This is a genomic window from Salegentibacter sp. UBA1130, assembly GCF_002311535.1.
GTDB classification, from domain to species: Bacteria; Bacteroidota; Bacteroidia; order Flavobacteriales; family Flavobacteriaceae; genus Salegentibacter; species Salegentibacter agarivorans.
In genome coordinates, this window is sequence record NZ_DCAP01000015.1 from 24,463 (window position 1) to 51,392 (window position 26,930).

Below are 26,930 nucleotides of genomic sequence, written 5' to 3' on the forward strand. Positions count from 1 at the left end.
GAAGTTTGTGCTTTACTTTTTAATTTTACTTTTGCAATTAAAGCCATTTTAATTTGAACCAAGAACCCATACACCAGTCCAGATTTGAAGCTTTAAATTGTTGTATCCTAATTCCTACATACAACAATGAAAAAAGCCTGGCCAGCGTTTTACAGGATCTATTGTTGTATACCTCTAATCTTTTGGTAGTAAATGATGGTTCTACCGATGCTACGGAAGAAATTCTGAAAGAATTTTCTCAAATAAATGTGCATCATTTTGAAGAAAACAGGGGGAAGGGAGAAGCTTTAAAACACGGATTTAAAATTGCGGAAAAAGTTGGTTACGAATATGCAATAACCATAGATTCAGACGGGCAGCATTATCCTGACGATCTGGATGTTTTTTTAAGTCATTTAGAGGAAAAAAGTCCCGATTCTGAAATTTTACTGGTTGGAGATCGCAATATGGGACAGGATGGAATTCCCGGAAAAAGTACCACCGGAAATAAATTTTCTAACTTCTGGTTTTTAGTGGTAACCGGTACTCAATTAACCGATACACAAAGTGGCTACCGACTTTATCCTTTAAGGGTAATAAACCAAATTAAGCTGTATACCAGTAAGTTTGAACTGGAGATTGAGATTATAGTAAAGGCCGCCTGGCGTAAAGTGAAGGTAAGAAACGTGCCTATTAAGGTTTTTTATGAAGAAAACCGCGTAACACACTTCCGGCCTTTTTGGGATATTACTAGGATAACATTACTGTATATATGGTTTGTTTTGGTGAGTTTTTTCTATATCCACCCCCGCGATACTTACCAGGATTTTAGAAAGAAAGGCTTTAAGCGTTTTTGGAAAGAAAATATAATTAAAAGTCAGGAACCTGCGCATAAAAAAGCTGCAGCGATTGCCCTGGGTGTATTTGTGGGAATTTTACCGTTCTGGGGCTTACATACTTTGCTTGTTTTTAGTTTAGCTGCAATGTTTAAGCTCAATAAAGTTGTAGCATTTCTATTCAGCAATATTAGTATTCCTCCGCTTATTCCTTTTATAATTTATGCGAGTTACCAGGCAGGATCTTTATTAACTGGCCGCGGATTTGCCTGGGAATTAAGACCGGAAGATTTTGATTCTACTGCCGATATTTTCCTTGGATTATGGCAGTATATAATTGGTAGTTTTGCACTGGCAGGAATTGCCGCTGTACTGCTTTGGATTGTGTTTTATTTCTTATTTTCGGTAAGAAACCAAAAACAGGTGGTAAAACCTTAAATGCACAATTTTTTCCTAAAGCTTTATTATTTTTTTAGAAGACAAAAGGCTGTTGGTTTTTTGTTACTGCTTCTCTTTGTGCTTGCCGGCGGATATTTCTCTTTTAAAATCCAACTGGAAGAAGATATCACCAAACTAATTCCTTCAGGGGAAAAGCAGGATGCTTTACGCAAGATTTTGGATAATACCGAGTTTTCAGATAAACTTATTATTACGATTTCTTCAGAAGATAAAAATCCGGAAGAACTTACTGCTTATGCCAATAAACTCACAGATTCTTTAGATAAAAAACTCCCGGAATATATTACCAAAATACAGGGAAAAATCCCGGAAGAAGGGATTTTGGAAGTTTATGATTTTGTTTATCAAAATCTACCATTATTTCTTAATTCAGAGGATTATGAAGAAATAAATGCCCGACTACGGGAAGACAGCATTCAGGAAAGATTGAAAAGCTCTTACAGAGACTTAATTTCCCCAACCGGATTTATAACAAAGCAATTTCTCTTTAAAGATCCACTTTCTTTAACCCACCTGGGATTAGAGAAATTACAGGAACTACAGGTAGACGACAATTTTAAGATTTACAATAATTACCTGGTGACCAAAGATGAAAAGCATTTGTTACTCTTTATCACACCTACATATCCGGCTTCTGAAACTAAAAATAATCAGGTTTTTATTGAGAGATTAGACAAAATTATTTCTGAATTAAATGGGAATTCAGAAGTAAAAGCTGAATATTTTGGAGGAGTTCTGTACGCCATTGCTAATGCAAAACAAATAAAAAGCGATATTCAGCTTACGCTTAGTATTGCTTTTTCTATTTTACTAATCCTCCTAATCCTATTTTACCGAAGATTTTACGTACCATTATTGCTTTTTCTTCCCAGTCTATTGGGCGCTTTTTCGGCAATTACTTTGCTATATTTTGTCAAAGGAAGTGTTTCAGCAATTTCTTTAGGAATAGGTGCGATTTTATTGGGAATAAGCCTCGATTATGCGTTGCATATACTCACCCATTTTAGAAATAATGCCGATGTAAGAATTCTATATAAAGAAGTGAGCAAACCTATTTTAATGAGCAGCTTTACTACTGCTATCGCATTTTTGTGTTTGCTTTTCCTGGAAAGTGAAGCTTTGAATGATTTGGGGATCTTTGCTGCTGTGAGTGTAATCACGGCTTCAGTATTTTCTTTAATTCTTATTCCGCAGTTTTATAAGCCGCCTAAAAACAAGCAGAAAGTTAAAAACAACTGGATAGATAAGCTCGCATCTCAGCGATTCTATAAAAATAAATTTTTAGTCGGATTTGTACTCTTGCTATTTCTCTGCGGATTATTTTTCTTCAGCAAAGTTGAGTTTAATGAAGATATTTCCCAACTTAATTTTGAGCCGGAAGACATACAGCAAACTGAAGAAAAAATTAAGCAGATTGCAGATGAAGCTGCTAATACCACTTATTTGGTTTCCTATGGGAACGATATAGAGGAGGCTCTTTCCAGAAATAACGAGCTTTACCGGGAACTTAAAAACCTGGAAAAAACAGGTGATATTAAGAGTTTTAGCAGTATTGGCGGGGTAGTCCTTTCTACCGATAAACAAACAGAAAGAATAGAGTACTGGGAAGAGTTTTGGACAGATTCTAAAAAGGAAAACCTAAAAAATACTCTTTTAAATGAATCTGCTGAACTTGGTTTTAAAGCAGAAAGTTTTAACCGATTTTACGAGCAATTGAATAAAGACTTTGACGGTATATTCCTGGACGATTACCGTGATGTTTCTACTCTTTATTTAGATGATTTTATAAATAATAATCCGGGTTTTTCCACGGTGACCAGTACGCTAAGTTTTGAAGAAAATAATCCTGAAATATTACAGGAACTGGAAGAAAAAGAGGGCATTATTGCTATAGACCGAAAGCAAATGAACGAGGATTTCCTTGGGGATTTAAAGAGCGAATTTAACCAACTTATTTTATTCTCTCTAATTGCTGTTTTTATTGTTTTACTCGTTTTTTACAGGAATTTGTTGCTTAGTTTACTTACTTTATTGCCCATTGCTATAACTTGGATCATCGCTTTAGGGATAATGGCCGTTTTAGGCATAGAATTCAACATTCTAAATATTATAATTTCAACATTTATTTTCGGGCTAGGGCTGGATTACAGTATTTTTATCACCAACGCCTGCTTAAAGGAATACGAGACAGGGAAACCTGCTTTAAAAACTTACCAGGCTTCCATTTTGCTTTCGGTAATTACTACTTTACTGGGCATAGGTGCTCTGGTTTTAGCCAAACATCCGGCTCTCCAATCGGTTTCTGTGGTTTCTGTAATTGGAGTTCTAACCGCGGTTTTGGTGGCTTTTGTAATTCAAACAAAATTATTCGATCTTTTATTTTTCCGAAGAAAATTGGTGCAGAAAGCTCCTTTTAGCTTCTATGCTCTGTTTAAAAAATCAGGGAATAAAGAGCAACTTTACTTAAAAAATGCTGTTTTGGGAAATTACAGGTATAAATCTGTGTATCCATTTGCTAAAAAGGAATTTACCCAAAATCGCGAACGATTTTTAAAAGTTTCCGAATTTATAGATTCGAAGGAGAAAATTTTTATGTTGAATTCCTCTTACGGGATTCTCCCTGTATTTTTAAGTCTGAAAAATCCTGAAAATAAATTCTTTGTTTTAGATATAAATAAAGAAAATAGAAAAATTTCCAAAAACACTGCTCAAAGTAATGCTGAGAATATTACTTTTCGCAAATCCTGGCCAGAAGATTTAAAGGAATATCCAGTTTATCTAATTAGTGAAAAACCTTCAGAAGAAATCGCTTCGGTATTAAAAGAAAATATTTCCCGGAACGCTAAACAAGTGATTATTTTAACTTCAGAATACGAGAACCGGTGGCTTATCGATTTAAATTTTGAGATTATTTATCGACAAAATAATATCCTGGTTTTAAAAAGAATGGATTAAATGAAGTTACTTTTTATTAAAATATCTATTGTTTTTGGGATTTTGTTCCTCTTAAATTCCTGCGGAGTAAAACGTTCCATGGAGGACCGGCCAGATATTACCGGAATAGAAAAAATAGATACTTCCAGAACCAAGATAAGCGACAATCATTATCGTTTAGGGAAGAATTCCCTTTATAAAAATAAACACGGAATTTGGGAGCTTTATATTGAAGGCAACGCGCTGGAACGTGGCGTAACTAGCGGAAGCCTAACCCGGGAGTTGATGCATAAACAAGAAACTGCCTTTATGGAGAATATCTATGAGTTGGTTCCTGAAACCGGTTACCGAAATTTCTTAAAGAAAACAGTCGCCTGGTTTAACCGAAAAATGTACCTGCACGTCCCCGAAGAATATAAACAGGAAATTTACGGCACCTCTCTTTTTGGATTGGAAAAGTACAATGATTTTGCCCCGGCTTATGTGCGTATGCTCTATTTCCATGGAGCACACGATATAGGTCACGCGTTGCAGGATTTGATGTTGGTAGGCTGTACTTCTTTTGCCGCCTGGGACGATAAAACTGAAGACGGACAATTACTACTTGGGCGGAACTTCGATTTCTATGCGGGAGATGAGTTTGCGGAAGAAAAGATTGCAGCCTTTGTTAATCCCGATAAAGGGCATAAGTTTATGATGTACACCTGGGCCGGGATGATTGGTTCTGTGAGTGGTTTGAATGAAAAGGGAATAAGTGTAACCATAAATGCTGGAAAAAGTAAAATTCCGTTGCAGGCCAAAACTCCAATTAGTTTGGTTGCCCGTGAAATTCTTCAATATGCAACTTCAACTACCGAAGCCATAGAGATCGCTAAAAAGCGTGAAGTTTTTGTTTCGGAATCTATTATGGTGGGGAGCGCAAAAGAAGGTAGGGCGATCTTAATTGAAGTAGCTCCGGGAAATTTTGGAGTTTTTGAAGTTGAAAATTCTAATAAATTAATTTGCAGCAATCATTTTCAAAGTGAAGCTTATGCGGAAGATAACCGAAACTTAAAAACCATTGAGGAAAGCCATACTCAGTATAGATTTGATAGAATGCAGGAGTTACTTTCTGAAAAAGAGAAATTAAACCCTCAAAAAGCTGCTGAAATATTAAGGAACAAAGAAGGTTTAGAAGGTGTTAAGCTGGGAACGGGAAATGAAATGGCTATTAATCAATTGCTTGCCCACCACGGCATTATTTTTAAACCTGAAGAAAATAAGGTTTGGATATCTGCGAATCCTTATCAATTGGGTGCTTTTGTGGCTTACGACCTTGATACTGCATTTAAAAAATTTGAAGCTGGAAATGTTTCTGGCAGTGTTATGCTTGCTGAAGAAAACATTGCAGAAGATCTTTTTGTAAATACTGAAGCTTATAAAGATTACGAGAAATACAGAAAATTAAATGGGAAAATCATTGAAGCCATTTCTAAAGAACAAGAAGTTTCAGAAGATAAAATTAAGCGTTTAAAGTATTTAAATCCTCATTTCTGGGAAGTTTATAAAATTGCCGGAGATTATTATTTTCAGCAAAAAGAATTTAAAAAAGCGGTGATCAATTATAAGCAGGCAAAAAGGAGGCAAGTAACCACTTTACCAGATGAAGAATACTTAGATAAAATGATAAAAAAATCTTACCGCAAAATCTAAATGACTAATTTCTACGATATAAATAAGAATGAGGAATTGCTAAAAATACAGCTAAGTTACGTTGTGGCAAATTCTCCATTTTATAAAAAGCGTTTTACAGATTGTAAAATTGATATTGAAGGAATTCCATCTTATGAGGAATTCAGAAAGATCCCGATTACTACTAAAGAAGATTTACAGCATTATAATCAAGAATTTATTGCGGTTCCTAAAGATGAAATTATAGATTATGTTACCACTTCAGGAACTTTAGGCAATCCCGTTAGTTTTGCCTTAAATGACGCCGATTTAGATCGGCTGGCAGAAAATGAACGTCAGTCTTTTGAAATGGTAGGAGTCAAGAAATCTAGCGTGGTGCAACTTACTACGACTTTAGATCGCAGATTTATGGCCGGGATGGCTTACTTTTTAGGATTACGAAAACTGGGAGCCGGGATTATAAGAACCGGCAGCGGTCTGCCCGGATTGCAGTGGGAATCTATAGAACGATTTCAACCTGGTTTTCTCGTCGCAGTTCCATCATTTTTGTTGAAAATGATCGATTTTGCCAGGCAAAATGGAATTGATTATAAAAGCTCTTCGATTAAAGCTACTGTTTGTATTGGCGAACCTTTGCGAAACCCAGATTTCAGTCTGAATTCTTTAGGACAAAAATTAAAGGATTTATGGGATATAGAATTATTTTCTACCTACGCCAGTACAGAAATGGGTACGGCTTTTACCGAGTGTGAATTCCACACCGGAAATCATAGCTTGCCCGATTTGATTTTTACTGAAGTTTTAGATGAAAATGCTGATGCTGTGAATCCTGGTGAAATTGGAGAATTAGTAGTCACTCCTTTGCAAACCCAAACAATGCCATTGGTGAGATTTGCCACCGGGGATATGGTGAAATTCTATGGTGAAAATTGTGAATGCGGTAGAAAGTCAATGAGAATTAGCACTCCTGTTGGGCGTAAAAAGCAAATGATAAAATTAAAAGGAACTACACTTTATCCGCAGCAAATCATCAATTTACTTACGGCTTTTCATTCCCTGAAAATCTTTGTTATTGAAGCAAGTTCAAATGAAAATCAAACGGATGAAATCCTGATAAGGATTCCGAATGATTTTACTGAAACTAGTAAGCTTCAGGAGCATTTACAATCTGGATTAAAAGTGAAGGTCACATTAGAAAAAACTTCCGTAGAAAAAATAGAAAAACTAAAATTTCCCAGAGAAAGTAGAAAACCAAAACTTTTCCACGATTTTCGATAAATCTTAAATGATCTTTTTTATTACCCGCAATTGGTGGGTATGTCTTTTTAATTCGGCATTAAAAATTCCTGAGTGATCAATGCGATCAATTCTAACCTTTCCATCTACGTGAATAATGTAGTTATCGTTCATCATAATACCTACGTGATCTATTATTCCTTCTTTATCATCAAAAAAGGCAAGATCTCCGGCTTCACTTTCTTCAATAAAACTAAGTGGTTCACCTTGTTTAGCCTGATCGGCTGAATTTCTATTTAATTGGTAGCCGTTTAGCTTATAAACCATTTGTGTAAGTCCGCTGCAATCAATTCCCAGCGGCGATTTTCCGCCCCAGGCATACGGACTGTTTAAATAGAGTAGTGCAGTTTTTACAATTTCCATTTTAGGTTTCTCTCCCGAAACCGAATGTCCCTCAAAGTGATGGTTTAATAAACCGATAGCATTAAGCGAAGCGCCAATAGGAATAGTTATAAGATGCCCGTTATGATCGGTCACAAAATCAAAAAGATCTGCAGAATATTTTGGAGTAGCCTGGTCTAACTGGAAGTAAGTTTCTTCCGAAATTTTAAGTAATTGTTTATTTGAGATCCAGGCCTCAAAATTATCGAATGCAACACGAATCCTGCTCCATTGAGCACGTTCTTCAAGTATTTTAAAATGTTCTCCATAAAGAACCTGAGAGACCATTTCGCTATTATTAGATGTGGTTTCGCGAAGTGGCACAATGCTTAGGGGACAAATTCCGTATTGCATTCAATAAAAAATATAAAATTAAGAGTTTCGCTCTATTACCATTGCAGATGCACCGCCACCGCCATTACAAATTGCGGCTGCACCTAATTTAGCATTATTTTGCTGCAATACATTTAGTAAAGTAATAAGAATTCTTACTCCGCTACAGCCCAGTGGGTGACCTAGAGAAACAGCACCACCGTGAACATTGGTGATCTCGTCGCTAATTCCTAAAATCTTCATATTGGCCAGTCCAACTACAGAGAAAGCTTCGTTAAATTCAAAGAAATCTATATCATCTTGAGCAACACCTGCGTTTTTAAGCGCTAAAGGCAAAGCTTTGGCTGGAGCAGTTGTAAACCATTTTGGCTCCTGTGCGGCATCCGCAAAACCTTTAATGCTGGCCAGGATCTCTACGCCCAATTCTTCTGCTTTTGCACGGCTCATTAAAACCACGGCACCTGCACCATCGTTAATGGTAGAAGCATTTGCAGCAGTTACCGTTCCGTCTTTACTAAACGCTGGACGAAGTGAGGTTATTTTATCCATTCTCACATTCTTGAATTCTTCGTCTTCTTTTACCACTAAAGGATCTCCTTTTCGCTGCGGAACTTCAACCGGCACAACTTCATTATCAAATTTTCCATCGGCCCAGGCCTCAGCAGAACGTTCGTAAGATTTAATGGCAAATGCATCCTGATCTTCTCTGGAGAAATTATGCTCCGTAGCACATAGATCGGCGCAAACACCCATCGCATTATGGTCGTAAGCATCTACCAAACCATCTTTTTGCATCCCGTCTTCCATTTTTGCAGGCCCAAATTTCTGACCTTTTCTATGGTATAAATAATGCGGAATTAAACTCATATTTTCCATTCCACCGGCAACAACTATAGAATTTTGTCCTAGCATAATAGATTGTGCGCCTTGCATCACGGCTTTCATCCCGCTGGCACATACTTTATTTACAGTTGTACAAGGAACAGTATCTGGAATTCCGGCTTTCAAAGCCGCCTGTCTTGCAGGTGCCTGGCCAACACCGGCCTGCACTACATTTCCCATTAAAACTTCCTGTACAAGTTCAGGTTTTAAATTAATTTTATTTAGAGCTCCTTTGATGGCAACAGCACCAAGATCTGTAGCTTCTACGGTAGATAAGCTACCTAAAAAACTTCCAATTGGAGTCCTTGCGGCGCTTACAATTACTACTTCGTTATTCATCATTTATGTTTTAGTTATTTCTTCTTTTGCGAATTTAGTGATTTTATAAGGAACTTAACAAGAGTGCTCCTTTGGCCGCTATTTTTTAGTACATTTGAGCAATAGCACGATTTATATGAAGAAATTCGTAAATAACCTGTATAAGAATCAGGCATTATTTTACAAGGTATTTTTATTTGCGCTTACCGCAGTGCTAATTGTTTACCTGCTTCCTAAAGGTGGAAATTTTAAATATGAAATTCCTAAGGGGAAGCCGTGGCAATATGAAAATTTATATGCGCCTTTTGATTTTGCTATATTAAAATCTGAAGAAGAAATCCAGGATGAGCGCCAGCAAATAATAAACAACCATACTCCATATTTTCAGTTTAACCAGGAAATTCCCAATCAGGTAAAATCTGAAGTGCCCGAGGTAGTAACGGAAGTTTTTCCCGACTCTATTTTAAAAAACAGGGAAATTCAAATTATTGGTTTTGTAAATGAAACCCTGGAAGGTGTCTATGAATATGGTTTATTACAGGACAACAACAGGTTAGAAGATAATCAGTTGGTTTATTTACGAAAGGGAAATGAAGCCTTTGAAATTTCTTATAAAAATATTTTAAAACAAGACCAGGTAAGGGATTTTTTAAATTCTGAAATTGAAGAATCTAATCTTTCAGAAGTTGAAAATGAATTATTAGAAGTATTCTTCAACCTCATAGAACCTAACGTAAGTTTTGATAGTGAATTTACCAAGAAAGAGCTACAAAGTAAACTGGATAACATTTCCTATACCCGCGGTAATATAGAGCAGGGCAGTAGGGTAATAGCCCGGGGAGAAGTGGTAGAAGGCAATAAATATAATATTCTTAGATCGCTTAAAAATGAATATGAATCCCAGGTTTGGAGTGAAAGCAATTATAAGTGGATTATAGTTGGATATAGTGTACTAGTGGCGCTGGCGCTTTTAATGTTACTGCTATTTATTAGGAAATACCGGCAGGAAATTTTTGAGAATAATGTGAAGGTAACATTTATTTTCTTCAATATTCTCTTTATGGTGTTGCTCACCACCCTGGTGGTTAATTTCAATATAGATTACGTATATGTAGTACCTTTGTGTATTTTACCACTTACTTTAAAAGCCTTTTTTGATGCTCGTTTAGGAATGTTCACTCACGTGATTACGGTGCTATTATTAGGTTTTATTGTACCTAACAGTTACGAGTATATGTTTCTGCAAATTATAGCAGGAATTGTTACTATTCTAACTGTTTCTGAACTTTATAAGAGGGCAAATCTTTTTATATCTGTAGGGCAAATTACCCTGGTTTACATTATTTCATACTTTGCTTTCACCGTTATTCAGGAAGGAAATATTGCCGATGTAGAAGGTGAAGTTTTACTAACCTTCCTACTTGGGGGATTGGCCACTCTATTTGTGCAGCCTTTGATTTATATCTATGAAAAGATCTTCGGAATGGTTTCAGATATGTCTTTGTTGGAACTCTCAGATACCAATTCAAAATTACTGAAAGAGCTTTCAGAAAAAGCACCTGGAACATTTCACCACTCTCTCAATGTTGCTAACCTGGCTGAAGCTGCCGCCAATGAAATTAATGCAAATGCCATGTTGGTTAGGGTAGGAGCGCTTTATCACGATATTGGGAAAATGAAAAATCCGACTTATTTCTCTGAAAATCAAACTTCAGCGGTGAATTCACATGATGAACTGGCGCCCAAAGAAAGCGCACAAATTATTACCGATCACGTAATTAACGGAATTGAAATCGCTAAAAAACATAATCTCCCAGATAGGGTTATAGATTTTATTAGAACACATCACGGGACCACCACGGTTTACTTCTTTTATATTAAAGAGAAAGAGCAAAATGATAACGCGGTAGCAGATGATTTCAGGTATCCCGGCCCTATTCCTTTCAGTAAAGAAACAGCAATATTAATGATGTGTGATAGTGTAGAAGCCGCCAGTAAAAGTTTAAAGGAACCAACTGCTGGAGTAATAGATAATTTTGTAGAGAAGATTATTGATAAGCAAATGAAGGAAGAGCAATTTTTAAATGCTAATATTACTTTTAAAGAAATACAAGTGGTGAAAAAGATCCTTAAACGTAAGCTTAAGAATATTTTTCACCTCAGGGTAGAATATCCGGAATAGGTTTTTAACCTACTGCGGTAATTTTCACTTCCTCATCATTAAATTTAAAGGTATCTCCTTCTTCTTTTCCTTCCATTTCCTGGTAGATTGGAGCTTCAGTAGAAATTGCATACACGCTACTTCCATCTTCCATAGAAATTTCACCAATAGGGACTGAGATAAAATAATAGTTCCCGCTGGTTTCTACAACGCTACCAAAACTAATTTTCTCGCTATAATGATCTGGATCTATGCGGCTTAAACTTTCTTTCATCTCACGGGCATCGCTCAAACGACTCGCATTTTTTTCGAAATCGCTTAGTAACTCACCTTTATTATCTTCGTCATAATCTGTTTTTACATCGTTGGCCTCCATAGATTCTTTTATGAGGTCCATTTCTTTTTGATATCGTTCTATTTGCTTATTTACAGTATCTAAACAGTTTAAATAGAGTTCTTTTTTATTACTTACCATATTATTTTTTTGTTGATTTTTTTAAAATTAAATAACCTAAACAGTCTACAAGAACATTTAGCAAAAGTTTAATAAGACCGGTTAATCCGTATATAAGTCTGTAAGCTTATAATGCTTAAATATAAGCCTATAAACTTATAAAGAGTTAATATAAGCTTACAGACTAATATTTTTATTATATTTGAAATATGATAGCCGTAATCACAGCCGATTTAGTGGATTCTTCCAATTATTCAGAATCGTTTTTAGATGAAATTTTAAAGAATCTAAATTCAGAATTTGAAAAATTGCAGCAGGATTATGCCGAAAATGAAATTGATTTTGAAATTTATCGCGGCGATAGTTTCCAGGGTATTATTTCAAAATATCAGGATTCATTAAAAATAGCTTTGCGAATAAAGAGCCTTATTAATAAAGTAAAATCCAAAGATCAAAAAACTTCAAGTAGTTTGGCCGATGTGAAAATTGCTATTGGAATTGGCACTTTCGACTATAAAGGAGATTCTATAGCCGAATCTAACGGACAGGCTTTTCAATTATCGGGAAGAACTTTAGACGAGATGAAAAACGATTCCAGGAAAATTCGTTTAAAGACACCGCTGGAAAGCTTAAATTCTGAATTTGAGGCAAGCTTATTTCTATTAAATGCGGTTATGGAAAAATGGAGCCAGGCTTCAGCAGAAGTGGTTTATTTTCTTTTAAAAGGAATGAAAGAAACCGAGATTGCCAAAATATTGAATATAAGTCAATCGGCGGTAAATCAGCGAAAAAAGGCTTGTGGTTGGGAAGCAATTTCGGTCTTACTGAAACGTTTTGAAAATGTAACCGCCCAGAGCTTTTAATTATGGAAGAAATTACCTTAATCTTGCTTCAACTTCTCCTGGCACATATTTTAACCGATTTTGTGCTGCAACCCACCAAACTGGTAAAACAAAAAAGAGAGAAAAAAGCGAAGTCCTGGTTTTTATATTTTCACTCATTTTTAGCGGGTTTCCTAACTTATCTCTTTCTTCAGCAATGGCATTTATGGTATATACCTATTGTAATTAGTGTAAGCCACTTTTTTATCGATCTATGGAAACTTCAGCATAAAAAAGATACTTTAAAACTGTTTTTATTAGATCAATTATGGCATATACTCATCATAATTTTGATTTGGCTTTATCTTATTGAAGGCTTTTCAGAATTGATTCCTTTTGTTGCTGAAATACTTTCTTCACAACAGATCCTTGCAATTTTGATGGGATATTTACTGGTTATTTTTCCAACCGGTTTTCTAATTGGGAAAGCTACCAGCCGCTGGCATAATGAACTTGAACCTAATGGCGAAAGCCATAGCCTGGAAGCTGCAGGAAGATATATAGGTATTTTTGAAAGGATTTTAGTACTAACCTTTATTCTCACTCAAAATTTTTCGGCCATAGGTTTTCTTATCGCTGCTAAATCTATTCTACGCTTCAGCGATAAAACCGATGCCAGCGCCAGAAAGCAAACCGAATACGTACTTATAGGAACATTAATGAGTTTTGCGATCACTATTTTAATCGGGCTTCTAGTACGCTACTTCCTCTTCTAAAAGCTGAATATTGCTTTGTAAACGCTCTTTTACAATATTCATCATACGTTTATTTAAGGCCGAAGAATTTTCAATATAGGTAGCATATTCTTCTAAAGTGAATTGTCCTATTATAATACCCTTTAAACTATTTCTGAATTTTATATCCTTTTGGATTGCGTTTTCAATATAAATAAAGCGTTTTTCCAGCTTAAGTTCATAGAATTTATTCTTGTGTTTTTTGGTGTAATTTCTAAAGACTTCCAGTAACAATTCATCCTGAAGTTTGGCGATTGGCCGTAAAGTTCTGTTCTGAAATTGTTCGTCTAAACTCATGTTTTCTGAAACTCGGGCCGAAGGAATTTCTGGCCTAAGTGCTACTAATTGAAGGTCACGTGGTATCATAAGAACTGTGTTTTTCTTAAATTTAATAAACTTTAAACCTCAAAAGTCGGGCCTCATTAAAGACTTGTAAACTAGTTATAAACATTTCTGCACGTTAAAATCGTCTTAATCGGCCTGCCTAAGCCTATTCTTCTTTTTATCTTTAAATGAAAGCCTGGATCAACCAAATTCTAAAAACATTAATTAACCAATGATAATTTCAAGGAATCCATATACAGGAGAGGAAATTTCTAACCATCACGAATTAAGTGATACCGAAGTTGAAAAATGTATACAAAAAGCTCATTCCAGGTTTAAATCCTGGAAGGAAACTTCATTTGCAGAGCGCAGTAATTTAATGATGAAAGCTGCAAAAGAGCTTAAAGATAATACCCAGGAATATGCAGAAGCTATTACAAAGGAAATGGGGAAACCTATTACCCAGGCTGTGGCAGAAATTGATAAATGTGCCTGGGTTTGTGAATATTACGCTGAAAATGCAGAATCTCAATTAGAAAATGAAAAGATAAAAACCGATGCTAAAAACTCTTACGTAGCTTATGAGCCTTTAGGAGTAGTCTTGGCAGTGATGCCGTGGAATTATCCTTTCTGGCAGGTATTTAGGTTTGCGGCGCCTGCACTTATGGCTGGGAATATTGGAATTCTAAAACACGCCAGTAATGTGATGCTTTCCGCCAATAATATTCAAAAAGTATTTGAAAGGGCAGGTTTTCCAAAAGATTGTTTTCAAAACCTGGTAATTGGCAGTAAAAAAGTTGAAAATATAATACGAAATACAAATGTAAAAGCCGTAACCTTGACCGGTAGCGGTCGTGCAGGAAGCAGTGTCGCTTCTATTGCCGGCGAAGAAATAATGAAATCGGTTTTAGAGCTTGGAGGAAGTAATGCGTTAGTGATATTTAAAGACGCTAATATTGCTGAAAGCGTTAAAACATGCGTACAAGCTCGGTTTCAAAATACAGGTCAAAGCTGTATTGCCGGGAAACGTTTACTATTACATAAAGATATCGCTGAAGAATTCCTGGATGAATTCACCAGGCAGGTTCGCGAATTAAAAAGTGGCGATCCTATGAATAAAGAAACCTTTATTGGGGTCATGGCCAAAGAAAGCCTGGCCGAAGATTTGGAAGACCAGATCAAAGATTCTGTAAAAAAAGGTGCAAAAATTATCCTGGGCGGAAAACGCGATGGAACTTATTTTGAACCTACTATCATCACAGGAGCCAAAGAAGGAATGCCTGTTTTTGATGAAGAAACTTTTGGACCTGCGATCTCTGTAACCGAATTTAAAGATGACCAGGAAGCGGTAGATCTCGTTAATTCTTCCAGTTTTGGTCTTGGCGTTTCTATTTTTACAGAAGATGAAAAATTCGCGCTTAAAATGGTTCCCAAATTTGAAGATGGAGCTGTGTTTGTGAACGAGCTTGTTAAGAGTGACCCCAGACTACCTTTTGGCGGTACTAAGATTTCGGGCTATGGGAGAGAATTATCGCATCACGGGATCAGGGAATTTACCAATAGAAAAACTGTTTACTTTAACAAATATTAGTTTAAAATGAATTTTGGAAAAGTAGACCATCCCGAAAATATGGATTTTACGCTGCCTGAGACTCATTCAGACACCATTAAAGTACTTAATAAGAGTGGAAATAAAAATGGGTTTAAAGATGTGCGTATTGGCTGTGCAAAATGGAACAAAAAAGACCTGAAGAACTTTTATCCGAAGGGTACAAAAGATGAGTTGAAATATTACTCTTCCCAATTTAATAGTATAGAATTCAACGGTTCTTTTTATAGAATGTATCCCGAAGAACAGTTTGAAAAGTGGTATGGAAAAGCCGATGATAATTTTAAGTTTTTCCCAAAAGTTCCAAGAATTATTAGTCATATAAAAAGGCTTAATGGGACCGAGGGGCTAACTGATGATTTTGTAAAAAACCTGCTTCAATTAAAAGAGAAATTGGGAATGGTTTTTCTTCAAATGCGTGACGATTTTGCTCCAAAGTTTATAGATAGGTTAGATGATTTCCTTGCACATTGGCCAAAGGAAATTCCGCTCTCATTAGAATTAAGGCACCCGGATTGGTATGCTGATGAAAACACAGCTAATGAACTATACGATGTTCTGATAACAAGAGATGTGGCACATATAATTACCGATACCGCCGGAAGACGCGATCTAATTCATATGCGGTTAAGTAATACCACCGTTTTTATTAGATACAACGGCGCTAATCACAGTTCAGATTATACAAGGTTAGACGATTGGTTAGATAAGCTTGAAGAATGGCATAAAGAAGGTTTGGAGAATGTATACTTTTTTATACATCAAAATGTAGAAGAGGCTTCGCCATTGCTTTCAGCATATTTTATAGAACGCTTCAATAAAAGATTTAAAACAGATATAAAAATACCTAAAACTTTAAATTAGAATAATAATGAAACAGCAAGAAGTAGCAGTAACCGTAGATAGTGTAGTTTTTTGTAATGCAAATAATGAATTCAAGGTTTTACTTATAAAAAGAAAAAATGATCCTTACGGAGGCCAGTGGGCATTGCCTGGTGGCTATATTAATGAGGCCGAAGATTTAGAAACAGCCGCCAAAAGAGAACTCGAAGAAGAAACAGGAGTTGCGGTAAAAACAATGGAACAGGTGAGAGCCTTTGGAGCTCCGGGTCGGGATCCAAGAGGAAGAACTATTTCTATAGCCTTTGTAAGCCGAATATTCTGTGAAGAGGAACTTAAGGCTGGGGACGATGCAGGTGAAGCCTCATGGGTAAATGTTAATGATTTACCGGAATTAGCTTTTGATCACGCCCAAATAATTGATGCTGCAAAAAATTATTTATAGAATTTAAAAATTCTTATGCTCTTAATTATTAAAATCTGAAATAATCCATTTGATTTTAAGGAGCCGGTAAAAATTTTAAAAGCTTTTATCAGCCTGTATTTTATGGTTATTTTTAAAACAAAAATATGAGATTTCATACCAGAAAATGGATTAAACCAGAAGACCTAAACCCCAATGGTACTTTGTTTGGCGGGAATTTACTGGCCTGGATAGACGAAGAATGTGCTTTGTACAGTATTATTCAGCTGGAAAATTCAAAGTGTGTCACTAAATATATGAGTGAGATAAATTTTCAGCATTCTGCGAGACAGGGAGATATTGTTGAAATAGGGATTGAAGTGCTTAAATTCGGTAATACCTCGCTAACCTTAAAATGCGAGGTTAGAAATAAAATGACACGCCATACTATTATTACTATAGATAAAGTGATTATGGTAACTTTAGATGAAGAGGGCAAGCCAACCCCGCACGGGAAAACCAAGGTTGAATTTGTAAAAGACAGGTTACAGAATCGCGCCTAAACCTTTTCGCAAACCAGCACTATTTTTTGATTATTGATATTGGTGGTAAAGAATAAATAGGTTTTTCCGCCGTCTTTTATTTTTAATTTTTTTCTCAAAATAACAACGCTTTCAGGAAAATTTCTGGTGGTAATATTAGCTTTCAGGTTTTTAAACTTCTTCTTTAATAAACCGGGTTTATATTTTTCAATTTCAAGTATTTTGAATTTTCTTCCCGGGAAATTAATTTCTTTTTCTGAAGTATACAAATGAGAATTGGTATGAAGTTTTGAAGTTTGCGTTTGTAAAGCAATTTCCTTGAAAAGTCCGCTTTTCATAATGGCGGCATTAGGCTCATATAGAAAATTTTTAGGTAAAGAATATGCTACTTCGCCAGTGAGTTTGTCTAAAATACCTTCAAATTTTTCTACACCTTTTTTCGTAAAGTTTAGCGTTGTGATTTTCATTTCCTGATTATCGCCTTTCTTCAAAAACCAGAGTAATTCTTTAACTTCATTATTTACCGCTATTATATGTATTTCAGTAACAAACTGTAATTCTGAAATTCCGGATTGTAAATCGAGTAGTGGAGAGGTTTTTATAAGAATTATATCGGTTTTCTTGAAAAGCAAGTCACGATTTGCAGGAACATTTGGTAAACAATCGGCCAGTCTAAAGACTTTACCACCTGCATTATCACGCCGCGCGGGATCTACATAAATACAATCGAAATTTTGATCTGTATTTTTTAAATATTCAATACTATCTTCATTTTTAAAGGAAATATTTTCCCACCCTAATTGTTTTAAATTATGTGCTGCGATTTCAGATAATTCAGCATTTAATTCGCAATGAATTACTTCTTTAAAATTCTGAGCAAAATAAAAATCATCTATTCCCAGTCCGCCGGTTAGATCTATTAAAGTTTTACCTTTTACAAGTGAAGCCTTGTATTTTGCGGTAGTTTCAGAAGAAGTTTGCTCTAAATTTAATTTTTGTGGATAATAAATCTGGGAGTTTTTAAACCAGGTTGGCAACTTTTTTTCAGCCTTTTGTAATCCTGTTAATTGCTGCGCTAATTCTGAAGAAGAAATTCCGCTAAAAGAGCTTCCGCGTAGCGCTAACTCAGCAGCAGTGGTTTTCAGGTTATTTCTAAGAAATTCCTGAACCTCTTCATTTAAAATCGCTTTATTCAAAATTAAGGATTTAAAGGTCTCGGGTAAGTCGTTTTACGATCTTATATTCACTTAAAGATTCTTTTGCAATTACTTTAAGCGCCGTATAGAAGGGAACTGCGACCACCATCCCGGTAATTCCAAAAATAATACCTGCAATTAAGATTATTAGAAAAATTTCTAATGGATGTGATCTTACGCTGGCACCAAAAATCATAGGTTGGGAGATCATATTATCTATAAGCTGACAAATAGCATAGCCCAACATTATATACCCTAATTTTGGGAGTATAATTAGTTGAAAATCGGCACCAAGATTACTGGAAATAACAAATAATGCCATTAAAATCCCGGCAAAAAGAGGACCTAGATAAGGTACCAGGTTTAAAAATGCACAAATAAAAGCAATGGCTATAGGATTATTAATTTCGAAAACACTTAATAAAACCGCGTAAAGAACAAATAGTACGGTTATTTGTAAGGTAAGCCCAACAAAATAGCGCGATAGTAAAATTTTAATCTTATTAAAAACACGCTGAAATTTCTTTTCGTCACCACGGTTTGCAAAAACCAGGATACTATTCAGCATTAACTTACTGTCTTTAAGCAGAAAAAAGGAAATAAATAGTATAGAAAAAATAGCAATAATAGTAGCTCCCAAAATGCTAAAAACATTGTTTAAAAGCCTGGGAACCGCACTTATATCAAAGTTTCTAATAAATTCACTTTGTTTTAAGCCTTCAATTAAATTAATCTCCTGAACTCCCAGATAATTATTTATTTGATCGTTAAGTTCATTTAGATCGCTCCTAAAAGCTTCCATATCTATTCGGCTTAAATACTGACTTTGCTCTACCACGATGGGGACAAAGACGAAAATAATTCCCGCAAATATGGAAAGGACAAGAATGAGCACAAGAATTACCGAAAGTTGGTTTGGAATCTTTAATCTTTGTCTAAAAAAGATAACTACAGGCCGGCCAATAAGCGAAATTACTGCTGCAATAGCGATATAAACCAATACCGATTGGATTTCCCATAAAAAATACAGCAAAAGAACAATGCCAATCATTATTCCTGCCGCTCTTAATATCCCTAAAGTAATCGATTTTGAGTTCACGAGGTAAATATATTATTTCTTAGTGAAAGCGAATATTGTTTTTGATATTTCATATAATGCAATTCCTGCGGCCTGGGCAACATTCATACTACTATTTTGCCCAAACATATTGATATGCAAATGTTTATCTGAAATTTCTAATAATTCTTTATTTATTCCTGAAACTTCATTTCCCAGGATTAAAATAACGTTCTTTTTTTCTTCAGAATATTTAAAATCTTCAACAGGAATACTGGCTGAAGTAATTTCAAGCGCATAAACGTTACTATTGTCTTTTAAATCTCTTATAAAACCCTGTGCATCCTGCGTAAATTCATACACTACGGTTTTATGAGTATTTCTGGCCGTTTTTTGCAGTCTTCTGCTATCAAGATTAGGTTCAGTGCCCGAGAATACAATCTTTTCTACATTAAAAGCATCGGCGGTTCTAAAGATGCTACCAATATTCGCTTCCCCGGTAATATTGTCTAATAGAAGAATAACCGGAGATTTTTCTTTATTGAATTTTTCGTCAAAATGGGTGAGTTGTTCCATTAATTCTCAAATACGTATTTTAAAATATTTGCTCCCATTTGCAGTGCTTTTAATCTTACTTCTTCGGGATCCTTGTGAACTTCGGGGCTTTCCCAGCCATCACCTAAATCACTTTCTACAGTAAATAAGAGAACAAGCCTGTTTTTATCAAAAATCCCTAAAGCCTGTGGCGGTTTATTATCATGTTCGTGAATTTTAGGCAAGCCACGCGGAAAATTAAATGCTGAATTAAAAATAGGATGATTGGCCGGCAATTCTTCAAGTGTTTCTTCGGGAAAAATTTTCTTTAGCTCTTTTTCTAAATATTGCTGCATTCCGTAATTATCGTCTATATGGAGGAAACCACCGCTTAATAAATAATTTCTAAGATTTTCGGCTTCTTTATCATTGAAAACTATATTTCCATGGCCCGTCATATGCACAAAAGGATATTGAAAAATATCTGAATTCTCTGGGGTAACCGTAACCGGTTTGGCGTTTAAATGTGTACCGATATTATTGTTGGCAAAATTTATAAGATTGGGTAAGGAAGTAGGATTTGCATACCAATCGCCACCGCCATTATATTTTAATAGCGCTATCTCCTGAGCTGCTAAGAACTGGCAGCAACCAAGAAAAATAATTAAGAATAAATATTTTTTTAAATTCAACATTTGGGTAAAAATATCAATAAAAAAGGGAGTTTACTAACCCGGAATAAATTTCAAAATATTTTGAAAAAATTTAGGTTAATTCTATAGGCTTAATCCTGGTTTATAAGTGCTACGGTATGGCAGGCAACTACGGCTGCAGTTTCTGTTCTTAAGCGGCTTTCACCCAAACTCACAGGTTTCCAGTTATTTTTAAGTGCTAATTTTATTTCTTCAGGAGAAAAATCACCTTCGGGACCAATTAAAATAGTTATATTTTCTTGTGGTTTAGCTTGATTTTTTAATAAAAAACGTTCCATTCCATCTTCACAATGAGCAATAAATTTTTGCCCTTCGGTTTCAGTTGTTATAAATCCTGAAAAACTAATCGCTTCATTAAGAATAGGTAAATTATAATGTAAAGATTGCTTCATCGCACTTTGCAAAACCCTTTCGTAACGATTCAATTTTATGGTTTTTCTTTCGCTGTGATCACAAATTATAGGGGTGATCTCATCAATCCCAATTTCGGTAGCTTTTTCCAGGAACCACTCGTACCTGTCATTCATTTTGGTAGGCGCTACTACAAGATGCAAACGATAAGGTTTAGAAGCTTCTTCTTCAACCTTAATAACCTTAGCTAAACACTGCTTAGGGTTAGCTTCAATTATTTCTGCCGTAAATAAAAATCCTTTTCCGTTGGTTACTTTTAAAGTATCACCAGCACTTTTTCGCAAAACCTTCGCAATATGCCGACTTTCATCTTTTGAAAAGACAATTTGTTTATCGGTTTTTTCAATATTTGGCGTGTAAAAAAGTTGCATTGATTAAAAGTTATAACGTGCCTGGGCAGTAATAGAATAGTCTGAAAAATCTTTTTTCAAATATTTGTAATGGCCCGCGATAGCAATCATCGCTGCATTATCTGTAGTATATTCAAATTTTGGAATAAAACAGTTCCAGCCGTATTTTTTTTCAGCATCCATAAGCGCATTTCTAATCCCGCTGTTTGCTGAAACCCCACCGGCTATGGCAATTTGATTAATTCCGGTTTGTTTTACTGCTTTCTTCAGTTTATCCATTAAAATTCTAACTATTGAAAACTGAATGGAAGCGCAGATATCTTTCAAATTTTCAGCAACAAAATCAGGATTTTCTTTGGTTTGTTTCTGCACAAAATAGAGCACTGAAGTTTTAAATCCGCTAAAGCTAAAATTCAAATCAGATACTTTAGGATTGGGAAACGGAAAAGCTTTATGATTCCCTTCTTTAGAATATTTATCTATTAAAGGCCCGCCGGGATAGGGTAGACCTAGAATTTTAGCGCTTTTGTCAAAAGCTTCCCCCACGGCATCATCGGTAGTTTCACCAATTACTTCCATTTCAAAATAACTAGAAACTTTTACGATTTGGGTGTGGCCACCGCTTATGGTTAAAGCCAAAAAAGGAAACTCTGGTTTTTTAAAACCATTTTCTTCAATAAAGTGCGCTAAAATATGCGCTTGCATATGATTCACTTCAATAAGTGGAATTCCTAAACCAAGCGATAAAGACTTGGCAAAAGAAGTGCCCACAAGCAAAGAACCCATAAGGCCGGGACCACGTGTAAAAGCAATTGCAGATACATCTTTTTTACCGATATTTGCGCTGGCCAATGCCTGGTGAATTACAGGAACTATGTTTTGTTGGTGAGCCCTGGAAGCGAGTTCTGGTACTACACCGCCGTATTGTTTATGAACTTCCTGGGTTGCTACAATGTTAGATAGTATTTTACCGTTATGCAGTACAGCTGCAGCAGTATCGTCGCAGGAAGATTCGATCCCTAATATGTAAATATTTTGTGAAGCCATTAAGAAATAAGGGGCATAGAAATTGTTAATATTGTGTACAAAGTTAAAATATAAAAGCGTATCAAAAAATTCTGGAAAATATTAACTAGAACAGTGGTTGCGCTGGTTTTACTTTTTGTCATAATTTTGATCGTATTCTCCATTCCTGCCGTCCAAACCGGTATTGCAAACCGCATTACTACTTCAATTAACGAAAATAACCAGGTAAATATTTCTGTAGACCGTGTTAGTCTCACGTATTTTGGCCGGGTGAAAATTAATGGAGTTTACATTGAAGATCATCATAAAGATACCTTAATTTTTTCTAAAGAATTACGTACTTCACTATTAGGAATTTCAAACCTCTTTAGCAATAACCCACATTTAGGAAAAACCTATTTAGAAGGTTTAGAACTAAATATGAAAAAATATAAAGGCGAAGACAGGGATAATCTTGCTTATTTTATTCAGCAATTAAGCACTAAACCCTCTGGCAATTCTACACAATTTGAACTTCTGGTAGATAGGGTAGAGATTAATAACGGTTCTTACAGTTTTATAAATGAAGATAGTGAAAACCCGGAATTCGTAGTTCTGGACGATTTAAATATTTATGCCACAGATTTAAAAATTAAGGGGCCAGAAATTAATGTTGATATTGAAGGACTTAAGGGTTACGAAAAGCGTGGCTTAAGGGTAGATAACCTAAGCACGAATTTTTTCTATAGTCCGCAAAAAATGGTTTTTGATAATCTCAGGATTCAAACTCCCCAGTCTTTTGTAAAAGCAAACCTGGAATTTAATTATGAAACCGAGTATTTCTCTGATTTTGTTAATAAAGTTGAAGTAACAGGAACTTTTACTGAAAGTATTATTTCCAGTACCGATCTTCAGGCTTTTTATTCAAGTTTTGGAGATGACCAAATAATGCAATTAACTACCGATATTGATGGAACGTTAAACGATTTTGTTCTTCCCAATTTGCAATTAACCGGGATGGATCGTAGCAGGATTGAGGGAGAAGTTAATGTTGAAGGAGCATTTTCTCGCGGAGGTGAAAATTTTAAATTAACAGGAGATTTTAGTGATTTTACTACTAATTATTACGACCTGGTGAATTTATTGCCGGGTGATCTTCAGGGAAAACTTCCCGAAAATCTTCGGGATTTTGGTAATTTAAGAATGCGTGGTGATGCTATTGTTACCGGTTCAAATTTAGATGCAGATGTAATTATAAATACGCAATTAGGCTCGGCTGAAGCAGATCTAATTTTACGTGGTTTTGATAACCCGAGAGAAGTAACCTACCAGGGTAAACTAATTTTTGAAGATGTAAACATTGGTAAACTCGCTAATAATTCAAGCCTGGGAAAAACCAGCTTTAACCTAGATATAGATGGTAGCGGATTTGATGCTGAATCGCTGGATGCCGAATTAAAAGGACAAATTTCTAAATTGCAATTTAACGGGTATACCTACCAGGGCATACGGGTTATTGGGAATCTTAGAAATCCGGTTTTTAATGGTTTATTAATGGCCAGCGATCCTAATTTAAAAATGGAATTTAATGGTTTGGCCGACCTTTCTGAAGATATAAATAACTACGATTTTGAAGCTTCTGTTGGTTATGCCGATCTTAATGCCCTAAATTTTGTGTCTCGCGATACCCTTTCTATTTTTAAAGGAGACGTGATTATGAATATGAAAGGCACCAGTATAGACGATGCTTTTGGTGAAATTTTGCTGCTTAACACTTCCTACCAAAATCAAAATGATCTTTACTTTTTTGATGATTTCAGCATAACTTCCAGTTTTGAAGGCAGGGAAAGAACTTTAAGTATAAACTCTCCCGATGTGATAAGCGGTGAAATTATTGGAGATTTCAATCTTTCAGAAATAAGACCTTTAATTGAGAATTCGCTGGGAAGTATTTATACCAATTATCAACCCAGAACCATTACCAATAATCAATACCTTGAATTCGATTTTGATATTTATAATAAGATTATAGAAGTTTTTTACCCCGAAATTAATCTTGCACCAAATACATTTATTCGTGGTCACTTAGCTTCAGATGAATCTGAATTTAAAGTGAATTTCCGTTCTCCCAGAATAGATATTTTCGGGAATATGATGGAGACCGTAAATCTAAACGTAGATAATACCAACCCTATTTATAATACCTATTTTGAAGCCGATAGCGTTTCTACAAATTTTTATAATTTTTCTGAATTCAGCTTTATTAACGTAACTCAGCGCGATACGCTTTTTATAAGATCTGAATTTCAGGGTGGCAAAAACAATGAAGATTTTTTTAACCTTAACCTTTTTCATACTATTAACGAAGAAAATAAATCGGTTGTTGGGATACAGCGGTCAGATCTTACTTTTAAAAATAATACGTGGTATATAAATGAGGAAAGCAATAAAAGCAATAAAATAGTTTTTGACCTAGATTTTAAAGATTTTGCGATAGATTCTTTGGTGATGAATCATAAAAATGAAGAAATAAGGCTTAGCGGCGTTATGAGAGATTCTACGTATAAAGATTTTAAAATGGAATTTGATAATGTAGATATTGGCAAAATCACTCCCCATATAGATAGCCTGGACCTTGCCGGAACGCTAAATGGAAAATTCGATTTACTTCAGGAAAACGGGGCTTATTATCCCAATACAAATCTTAAGGTAGATTCTTTAAATATTAACGACAATTTACTGGGTAATTTGGTACTGGATGTAGAAGGAAATGAAAATCTCACCAATTATAATATAAATGCCAATTTACGTAAAAATGGCAATGAATCTTTAAATGCCATAGGAAGTATAAATGTGAGTGGGAATGAACCCACCATAGAAATGGATGTAGATTTAGACGAATTAAATCTTGCTGCATTTAGTCCTTTGGGAGGTGAAGTACTTAGTAATATTAGGGGTGGTGCCTCAGGAAATGCCCAGGTTTCGGGAAATTACAAAAATCCCGATTTTTCAGGAGAAATAAGTCTTGAAAATGCAGGTTTACGGGTTCCATATCTTAATATAGATCTGGATTTTAAAGATGAAGCAATAGTTAATTTAACCCAGCAGGAGTTTGTATTTGATGATGTTGAAATTGAAGATACTAAATACAAAACCACCGGAACCCTTAATGGAAGTATTGGGCATAAAAATTTCAAGGAATGGGATTTAGATCTAAATATTGATACAGACAGGCTTTTGGTTTTAGATACCGAAGGTGATGAGGACGCCCTGTATTACGGAACAGCTTTTATAAGTGGAGACGCAAGTATAGCCGGCCCTACAGATCAATTGGTTATAGATGTTACCGCCACAACCGAGCGCGGAACGGTTTTTAAAATTCCGTTAAGTGATACAGAATCAGTAGGAGATAACTCGTACATTCATTTTTTAAGTCCAGAAGAAAAAGCTGCCCGTGAAGCCGGTGAATCTATTGAGCTGCCTGAAGTCACTGGCCTGGAACTTATATTTGATCTTGATGTTACCAATGATGCTGAAGTAGAAGTAGTAGTAGACCAAACCAGTGGAAGTACATTGAAAGGCCGTGGTTCAGGAAACTTACTTTTGGAGATAAATACTAACGGAAAATTTAATATGTGGGGTGATTTCGTAGTATATGAAGGAGTTTATAATTTTAAGTATGCGGGGCTGGTTCAAAAAGTTTTTAATGTAGAATCTGGCGGAAGTATCAATTGGAATGGAGATCCTACCGATGCTCAACTTGATGTGAGTGCAATTTATTCCTTAAACGCAAACCCAGCAGTTTTACTTGAAAATCCTTCAATTAACAGAAAAATTCCGGTGGAAGTAGTTATAAATTTGCAGGGAGAAATAGAACAACCCGATATTACTTTTGATATTGCTTTTCCAAACGCCAGCTCTGTGGTTAGATCTGAGTTAGAATATAGAATGGACGACCGTTCCAGTAAAGAGCTACAAGCGTTATTCCTGGTAACCCAGGGAGCTTTCTATAGTGAATTCGGATTAAGGCAAAATGCAATTACAGGAACTTTGGCTGAAAGGGCTTCGAGTATAGTGAACGATATTTTTGCGGGAGATGATGGTAAATTTCAGGTTGGCGTTAATTATGTACAGGGAGATCGCACGCCAGACCAACAAACCGTAGACCGGTTTGGATTAACACTTTCTACCCAAATTAACGACCGGGTAATTATTAATGGCCAGGTAGGTGTGCCCATTGGAGGGGTTACCGAATCTATTATTGTAGGCGATCTGGAGATAGATTTTCTTTTAAACGAAGACGGAAGCTTAAGAGCAAAGGTTTTTAATCGGGAAAATAATATTCAGTTTATAGGGGAAGAAATAGGCTTCACACAGGGAATTGGGTTGTCTTATTCGGTAGATTTTGACACCTTCAAAGAATTGATTAGAAAAATTGCAAATACCGAAATTCAATCTTTAAATAGCGAAACCGAGCAAGAAGAGCCTGCAACGCGTCCCCAGTCTCCTGATTATATTCGTTTTCCAGATGAAAATTAAAAATCAGGAATATTAAGCAAATCAATTAAGAATATTCAAATCTCGAATATTGGGTAAAACTTATTCTTTTTTCTTTTCAGGTAGCTTC

General features: G+C 35.5%; 22 protein-coding genes. 12 read left to right on the top strand and 10 right to left on the bottom strand.

Annotation, left to right across the window (positions count from 1 at the left end):
- Positions 1-53: 53 nt before the first annotated feature.
- From B4F31_RS04820 to B4F31_RS04835, 4 genes are read left to right on the top strand one after another with little or no spacing between them, the layout of a single operon-like run.
- Complete coding sequence (locus B4F31_RS04820) at positions 54-1,253, top strand: DUF2062 domain-containing protein (RefSeq protein WP_093302732.1); 1,200 nt, start codon at positions 54-56, stop codon at positions 1,251-1,253.
- Positions 1,254-4,229, top strand: coding sequence for an MMPL family transporter (locus B4F31_RS04825; protein ID WP_075326905.1), 2,976 nt, complete (start codon positions 1,254-1,256; stop codon positions 4,227-4,229).
- Complete coding sequence (locus B4F31_RS04830) at positions 4,230-5,900, top strand: C45 family autoproteolytic acyltransferase/hydolase (RefSeq protein WP_075326904.1); 1,671 nt, start codon at positions 4,230-4,232, stop codon at positions 5,898-5,900.
- Positions 5,901-7,157 (top strand): phenylacetate--CoA ligase family protein, encoded by a 1,257-nt coding sequence (locus tag B4F31_RS04835; protein WP_075326903.1) that lies wholly within the window; start codon positions 5,901-5,903, stop codon positions 7,155-7,157. It abuts the gene before it with no gap.
- Between the two features lie 3 nt (positions 7,158-7,160).
- Here B4F31_RS04835 and B4F31_RS04840 read toward each other — a convergent pair whose 3' ends face one another.
- Entirely contained in the window at positions 7,161-7,910 is a 750-nt protein-coding gene (locus B4F31_RS04840; RefSeq protein ID WP_075326902.1) for a C40 family peptidase, read from the bottom strand.
- An 18-nt stretch (positions 7,911-7,928) separates the two neighbouring features.
- Positions 7,929-9,110: an acetyl-CoA C-acyltransferase gene (locus B4F31_RS04845; RefSeq protein ID WP_075326901.1), complete on the bottom strand. Its 1,182-nt coding sequence runs from the start codon at positions 9,108-9,110 to the stop codon at positions 7,929-7,931.
- Positions 9,111-9,225: 115 nt separating this feature from the next.
- Between B4F31_RS04845 and B4F31_RS04850 the strand changes: the two genes are divergently transcribed.
- A complete protein-coding gene (locus B4F31_RS04850; protein ID WP_286760746.1) occupies positions 9,226-11,271 on the top strand; it encodes an HD family phosphohydrolase in 2,046 nt (681 codons plus the stop codon).
- A gap of 4 nt (positions 11,272-11,275) precedes the next feature.
- Here the strand turns inward: B4F31_RS04850 and B4F31_RS04855 are convergent, their stop codons facing one another.
- Positions 11,276-11,725 carry a transcription elongation factor gene (locus tag B4F31_RS04855; protein WP_075326899.1) on the bottom strand — a complete coding sequence of 150 codons (450 nt, stop codon included), beginning with the start codon at positions 11,723-11,725 and terminating at the stop codon, positions 11,276-11,278.
- A 188-nt stretch (positions 11,726-11,913) separates the two neighbouring features.
- On the opposite strand from B4F31_RS04855, the gene B4F31_RS04860 reads away from it, so the two are divergent.
- A complete protein-coding gene (locus B4F31_RS04860; RefSeq protein WP_075326898.1) occupies positions 11,914-12,567 on the top strand; it encodes a hypothetical protein in 654 nt (217 codons plus the stop codon).
- A 2-nt stretch (positions 12,568-12,569) separates the two neighbouring features.
- On the top strand, positions 12,570-13,301 hold the full coding sequence (locus tag B4F31_RS04865; protein WP_286760747.1) for a DUF3307 domain-containing protein: 732 nt from the start codon (positions 12,570-12,572) through the stop codon (positions 13,299-13,301).
- On the opposite strand, the gene B4F31_RS04870 is transcribed toward B4F31_RS04865, so the two are convergent.
- Positions 13,278-13,685 (bottom strand): hypothetical protein, encoded by a 408-nt coding sequence (locus B4F31_RS04870; protein WP_057483138.1) that lies wholly within the window; start codon positions 13,683-13,685, stop codon positions 13,278-13,280. The two genes, B4F31_RS04865 and B4F31_RS04870, sit on opposite strands and share 24 nt — an antisense overlap.
- 190 nt (positions 13,686-13,875) lie before the next feature.
- Here B4F31_RS04870 and B4F31_RS04875 point away from each other — a divergent pair, with 190 nt between their 5' ends.
- From B4F31_RS04875 to B4F31_RS04890, 4 genes are all read left to right on the top strand, one after another.
- Positions 13,876-15,234 carry an NAD-dependent succinate-semialdehyde dehydrogenase gene (locus tag B4F31_RS04875; protein ID WP_093302719.1) on the top strand — a complete coding sequence of 453 codons (1,359 nt, stop codon included), beginning with the start codon at positions 13,876-13,878 and terminating at the stop codon, positions 15,232-15,234.
- Positions 15,235-15,240: 6 nt separating this feature from the next.
- Complete coding sequence (locus tag B4F31_RS04880) at positions 15,241-16,116, top strand: DUF72 domain-containing protein (RefSeq protein ID WP_093302716.1); 876 nt, start codon at positions 15,241-15,243, stop codon at positions 16,114-16,116.
- A 7-nt stretch (positions 16,117-16,123) separates the two neighbouring features.
- On the top strand, positions 16,124-16,537 hold the full coding sequence (locus B4F31_RS04885) for an NUDIX domain-containing protein (protein ID WP_075326894.1): 414 nt from the start codon (positions 16,124-16,126) through the stop codon (positions 16,535-16,537).
- 125 nt (positions 16,538-16,662) lie between these two features.
- Positions 16,663-17,058, top strand: coding sequence for an acyl-CoA thioesterase (locus B4F31_RS04890; protein ID WP_075326893.1), 396 nt, complete (start codon positions 16,663-16,665; stop codon positions 17,056-17,058).
- Here the strand turns inward: B4F31_RS04890 and B4F31_RS04895 are convergent.
- The 6 genes from B4F31_RS04895 to tsaD form a co-directional block, all read right to left on the bottom strand.
- On the bottom strand, positions 17,055-18,233 hold the full coding sequence (locus tag B4F31_RS04895) for a THUMP-like domain-containing protein (RefSeq protein WP_075326892.1): 1,179 nt from the start codon (positions 18,231-18,233) through the stop codon (positions 17,055-17,057). The genes B4F31_RS04890 and B4F31_RS04895 overlap by 4 nt on opposite strands.
- A 10-nt stretch (positions 18,234-18,243) precedes the next feature.
- Positions 18,244-19,284, bottom strand: a complete 1,041-nt coding sequence (locus tag B4F31_RS04900) for an AI-2E family transporter (protein WP_243870488.1) — start codon at positions 19,282-19,284, stop codon at positions 18,244-18,246.
- A 60-nt stretch (positions 19,285-19,344) separates the two neighbouring features.
- On the bottom strand, positions 19,345-19,866 hold the full coding sequence (locus B4F31_RS04905; protein WP_093302713.1) for a TrmH family RNA methyltransferase: 522 nt from the start codon (positions 19,864-19,866) through the stop codon (positions 19,345-19,347).
- Entirely contained in the window at positions 19,866-20,519 is a 654-nt protein-coding gene (locus B4F31_RS04910; protein ID WP_075326889.1) for a DUF4159 domain-containing protein, read from the bottom strand. The genes B4F31_RS04905 and B4F31_RS04910 overlap by 1 nt, the downstream gene beginning before the upstream one ends.
- Positions 20,520-20,608: 89 nt before the next feature.
- Complete coding sequence (locus tag B4F31_RS04915; protein ID WP_286760748.1) at positions 20,609-21,319, bottom strand: 16S rRNA (uracil(1498)-N(3))-methyltransferase; 711 nt, start codon at positions 21,317-21,319, stop codon at positions 20,609-20,611.
- Positions 21,320-21,322: 3 nt separating this feature from the next.
- Positions 21,323-22,345 carry a tRNA (adenosine(37)-N6)-threonylcarbamoyltransferase complex transferase subunit TsaD gene (gene tsaD / locus B4F31_RS04920; protein ID WP_286760749.1) on the bottom strand — a complete coding sequence of 341 codons (1,023 nt, stop codon included), beginning with the start codon at positions 22,343-22,345 and terminating at the stop codon, positions 21,323-21,325.
- Between the two features lie 126 nt (positions 22,346-22,471).
- Here tsaD and B4F31_RS04925 point away from each other — a divergent pair, with 126 nt between their 5' ends.
- Positions 22,472-26,842 (top strand): translocation/assembly module TamB domain-containing protein, encoded by a 4,371-nt coding sequence (locus B4F31_RS04925; protein WP_286760750.1) that lies wholly within the window; start codon positions 22,472-22,474, stop codon positions 26,840-26,842.
- Positions 26,843-26,930 lie beyond the last annotated feature (88 nt).

What these genes read in the sequence shown, in the direction of transcription:
- B4F31_RS04830 (WP_075326904.1), top strand. Translation starts at nt 4,230, where the DNA reads ATGAAGTTACTTTTTATTAAAATATCTATTGTTTTTGGGATTTTGTTC.
- B4F31_RS04910 (WP_075326889.1), bottom strand. Translation starts at nt 20,519, where the DNA reads ATGTTGAATTTAAAAAAATATTTATTCTTAATTATTTTTCTTGGTTGC.
- B4F31_RS04875 (WP_093302719.1), top strand. Translation starts at nt 13,876, where the DNA reads ATGATAATTTCAAGGAATCCATATACAGGAGAGGAAATTTCTAACCAT.
- B4F31_RS04870 (WP_057483138.1), bottom strand. Translation starts at nt 13,685, where the DNA reads ATGATACCACGTGACCTTCAATTAGTAGCACTTAGGCCAGAAATTCCT.
- B4F31_RS04825 (WP_075326905.1), top strand. Translation starts at nt 1,254, where the DNA reads ATGCACAATTTTTTCCTAAAGCTTTATTATTTTTTTAGAAGACAAAAG.
- B4F31_RS04840 (WP_075326902.1), bottom strand. Translation starts at nt 7,910, where the DNA reads ATGCAATACGGAATTTGTCCCCTAAGCATTGTGCCACTTCGCGAAACC.
- B4F31_RS04845 (WP_075326901.1), bottom strand. Translation starts at nt 9,110, where the DNA reads ATGAATAACGAAGTAGTAATTGTAAGCGCCGCAAGGACTCCAATTGGA.
- B4F31_RS04905 (WP_093302713.1), bottom strand. Translation starts at nt 19,866, where the DNA reads ATGGAACAACTCACCCATTTTGACGAAAAATTCAATAAAGAAAAATCT.
- B4F31_RS04885 (WP_075326894.1), top strand. Translation starts at nt 16,124, where the DNA reads ATGAAACAGCAAGAAGTAGCAGTAACCGTAGATAGTGTAGTTTTTTGT.
- B4F31_RS04900 (WP_243870488.1), bottom strand. Translation starts at nt 19,284, where the DNA reads ATGATTGGCATTGTTCTTTTGCTGTATTTTTTATGGGAAATCCAATCG.
- B4F31_RS04835 (WP_075326903.1), top strand. Translation starts at nt 5,901, where the DNA reads ATGACTAATTTCTACGATATAAATAAGAATGAGGAATTGCTAAAAATA.
- B4F31_RS04865 (WP_286760747.1), top strand. Translation starts at nt 12,570, where the DNA reads ATGGAAGAAATTACCTTAATCTTGCTTCAACTTCTCCTGGCACATATT.
- B4F31_RS04850 (WP_286760746.1), top strand. Translation starts at nt 9,226, where the DNA reads ATGAAGAAATTCGTAAATAACCTGTATAAGAATCAGGCATTATTTTAC.
- tsaD (WP_286760749.1), bottom strand. Translation starts at nt 22,345, where the DNA reads ATGGCTTCACAAAATATTTACATATTAGGGATCGAATCTTCCTGCGAC.
- B4F31_RS04915 (WP_286760748.1), bottom strand. Translation starts at nt 21,319, where the DNA reads ATGCAACTTTTTTACACGCCAAATATTGAAAAAACCGATAAACAAATT.
- B4F31_RS04890 (WP_075326893.1), top strand. Translation starts at nt 16,663, where the DNA reads ATGAGATTTCATACCAGAAAATGGATTAAACCAGAAGACCTAAACCCC.
- B4F31_RS04855 (WP_075326899.1), bottom strand. Translation starts at nt 11,725, where the DNA reads ATGGTAAGTAATAAAAAAGAACTCTATTTAAACTGTTTAGATACTGTA.
- B4F31_RS04860 (WP_075326898.1), top strand. Translation starts at nt 11,914, where the DNA reads ATGATAGCCGTAATCACAGCCGATTTAGTGGATTCTTCCAATTATTCA.
- B4F31_RS04880 (WP_093302716.1), top strand. Translation starts at nt 15,241, where the DNA reads ATGAATTTTGGAAAAGTAGACCATCCCGAAAATATGGATTTTACGCTG.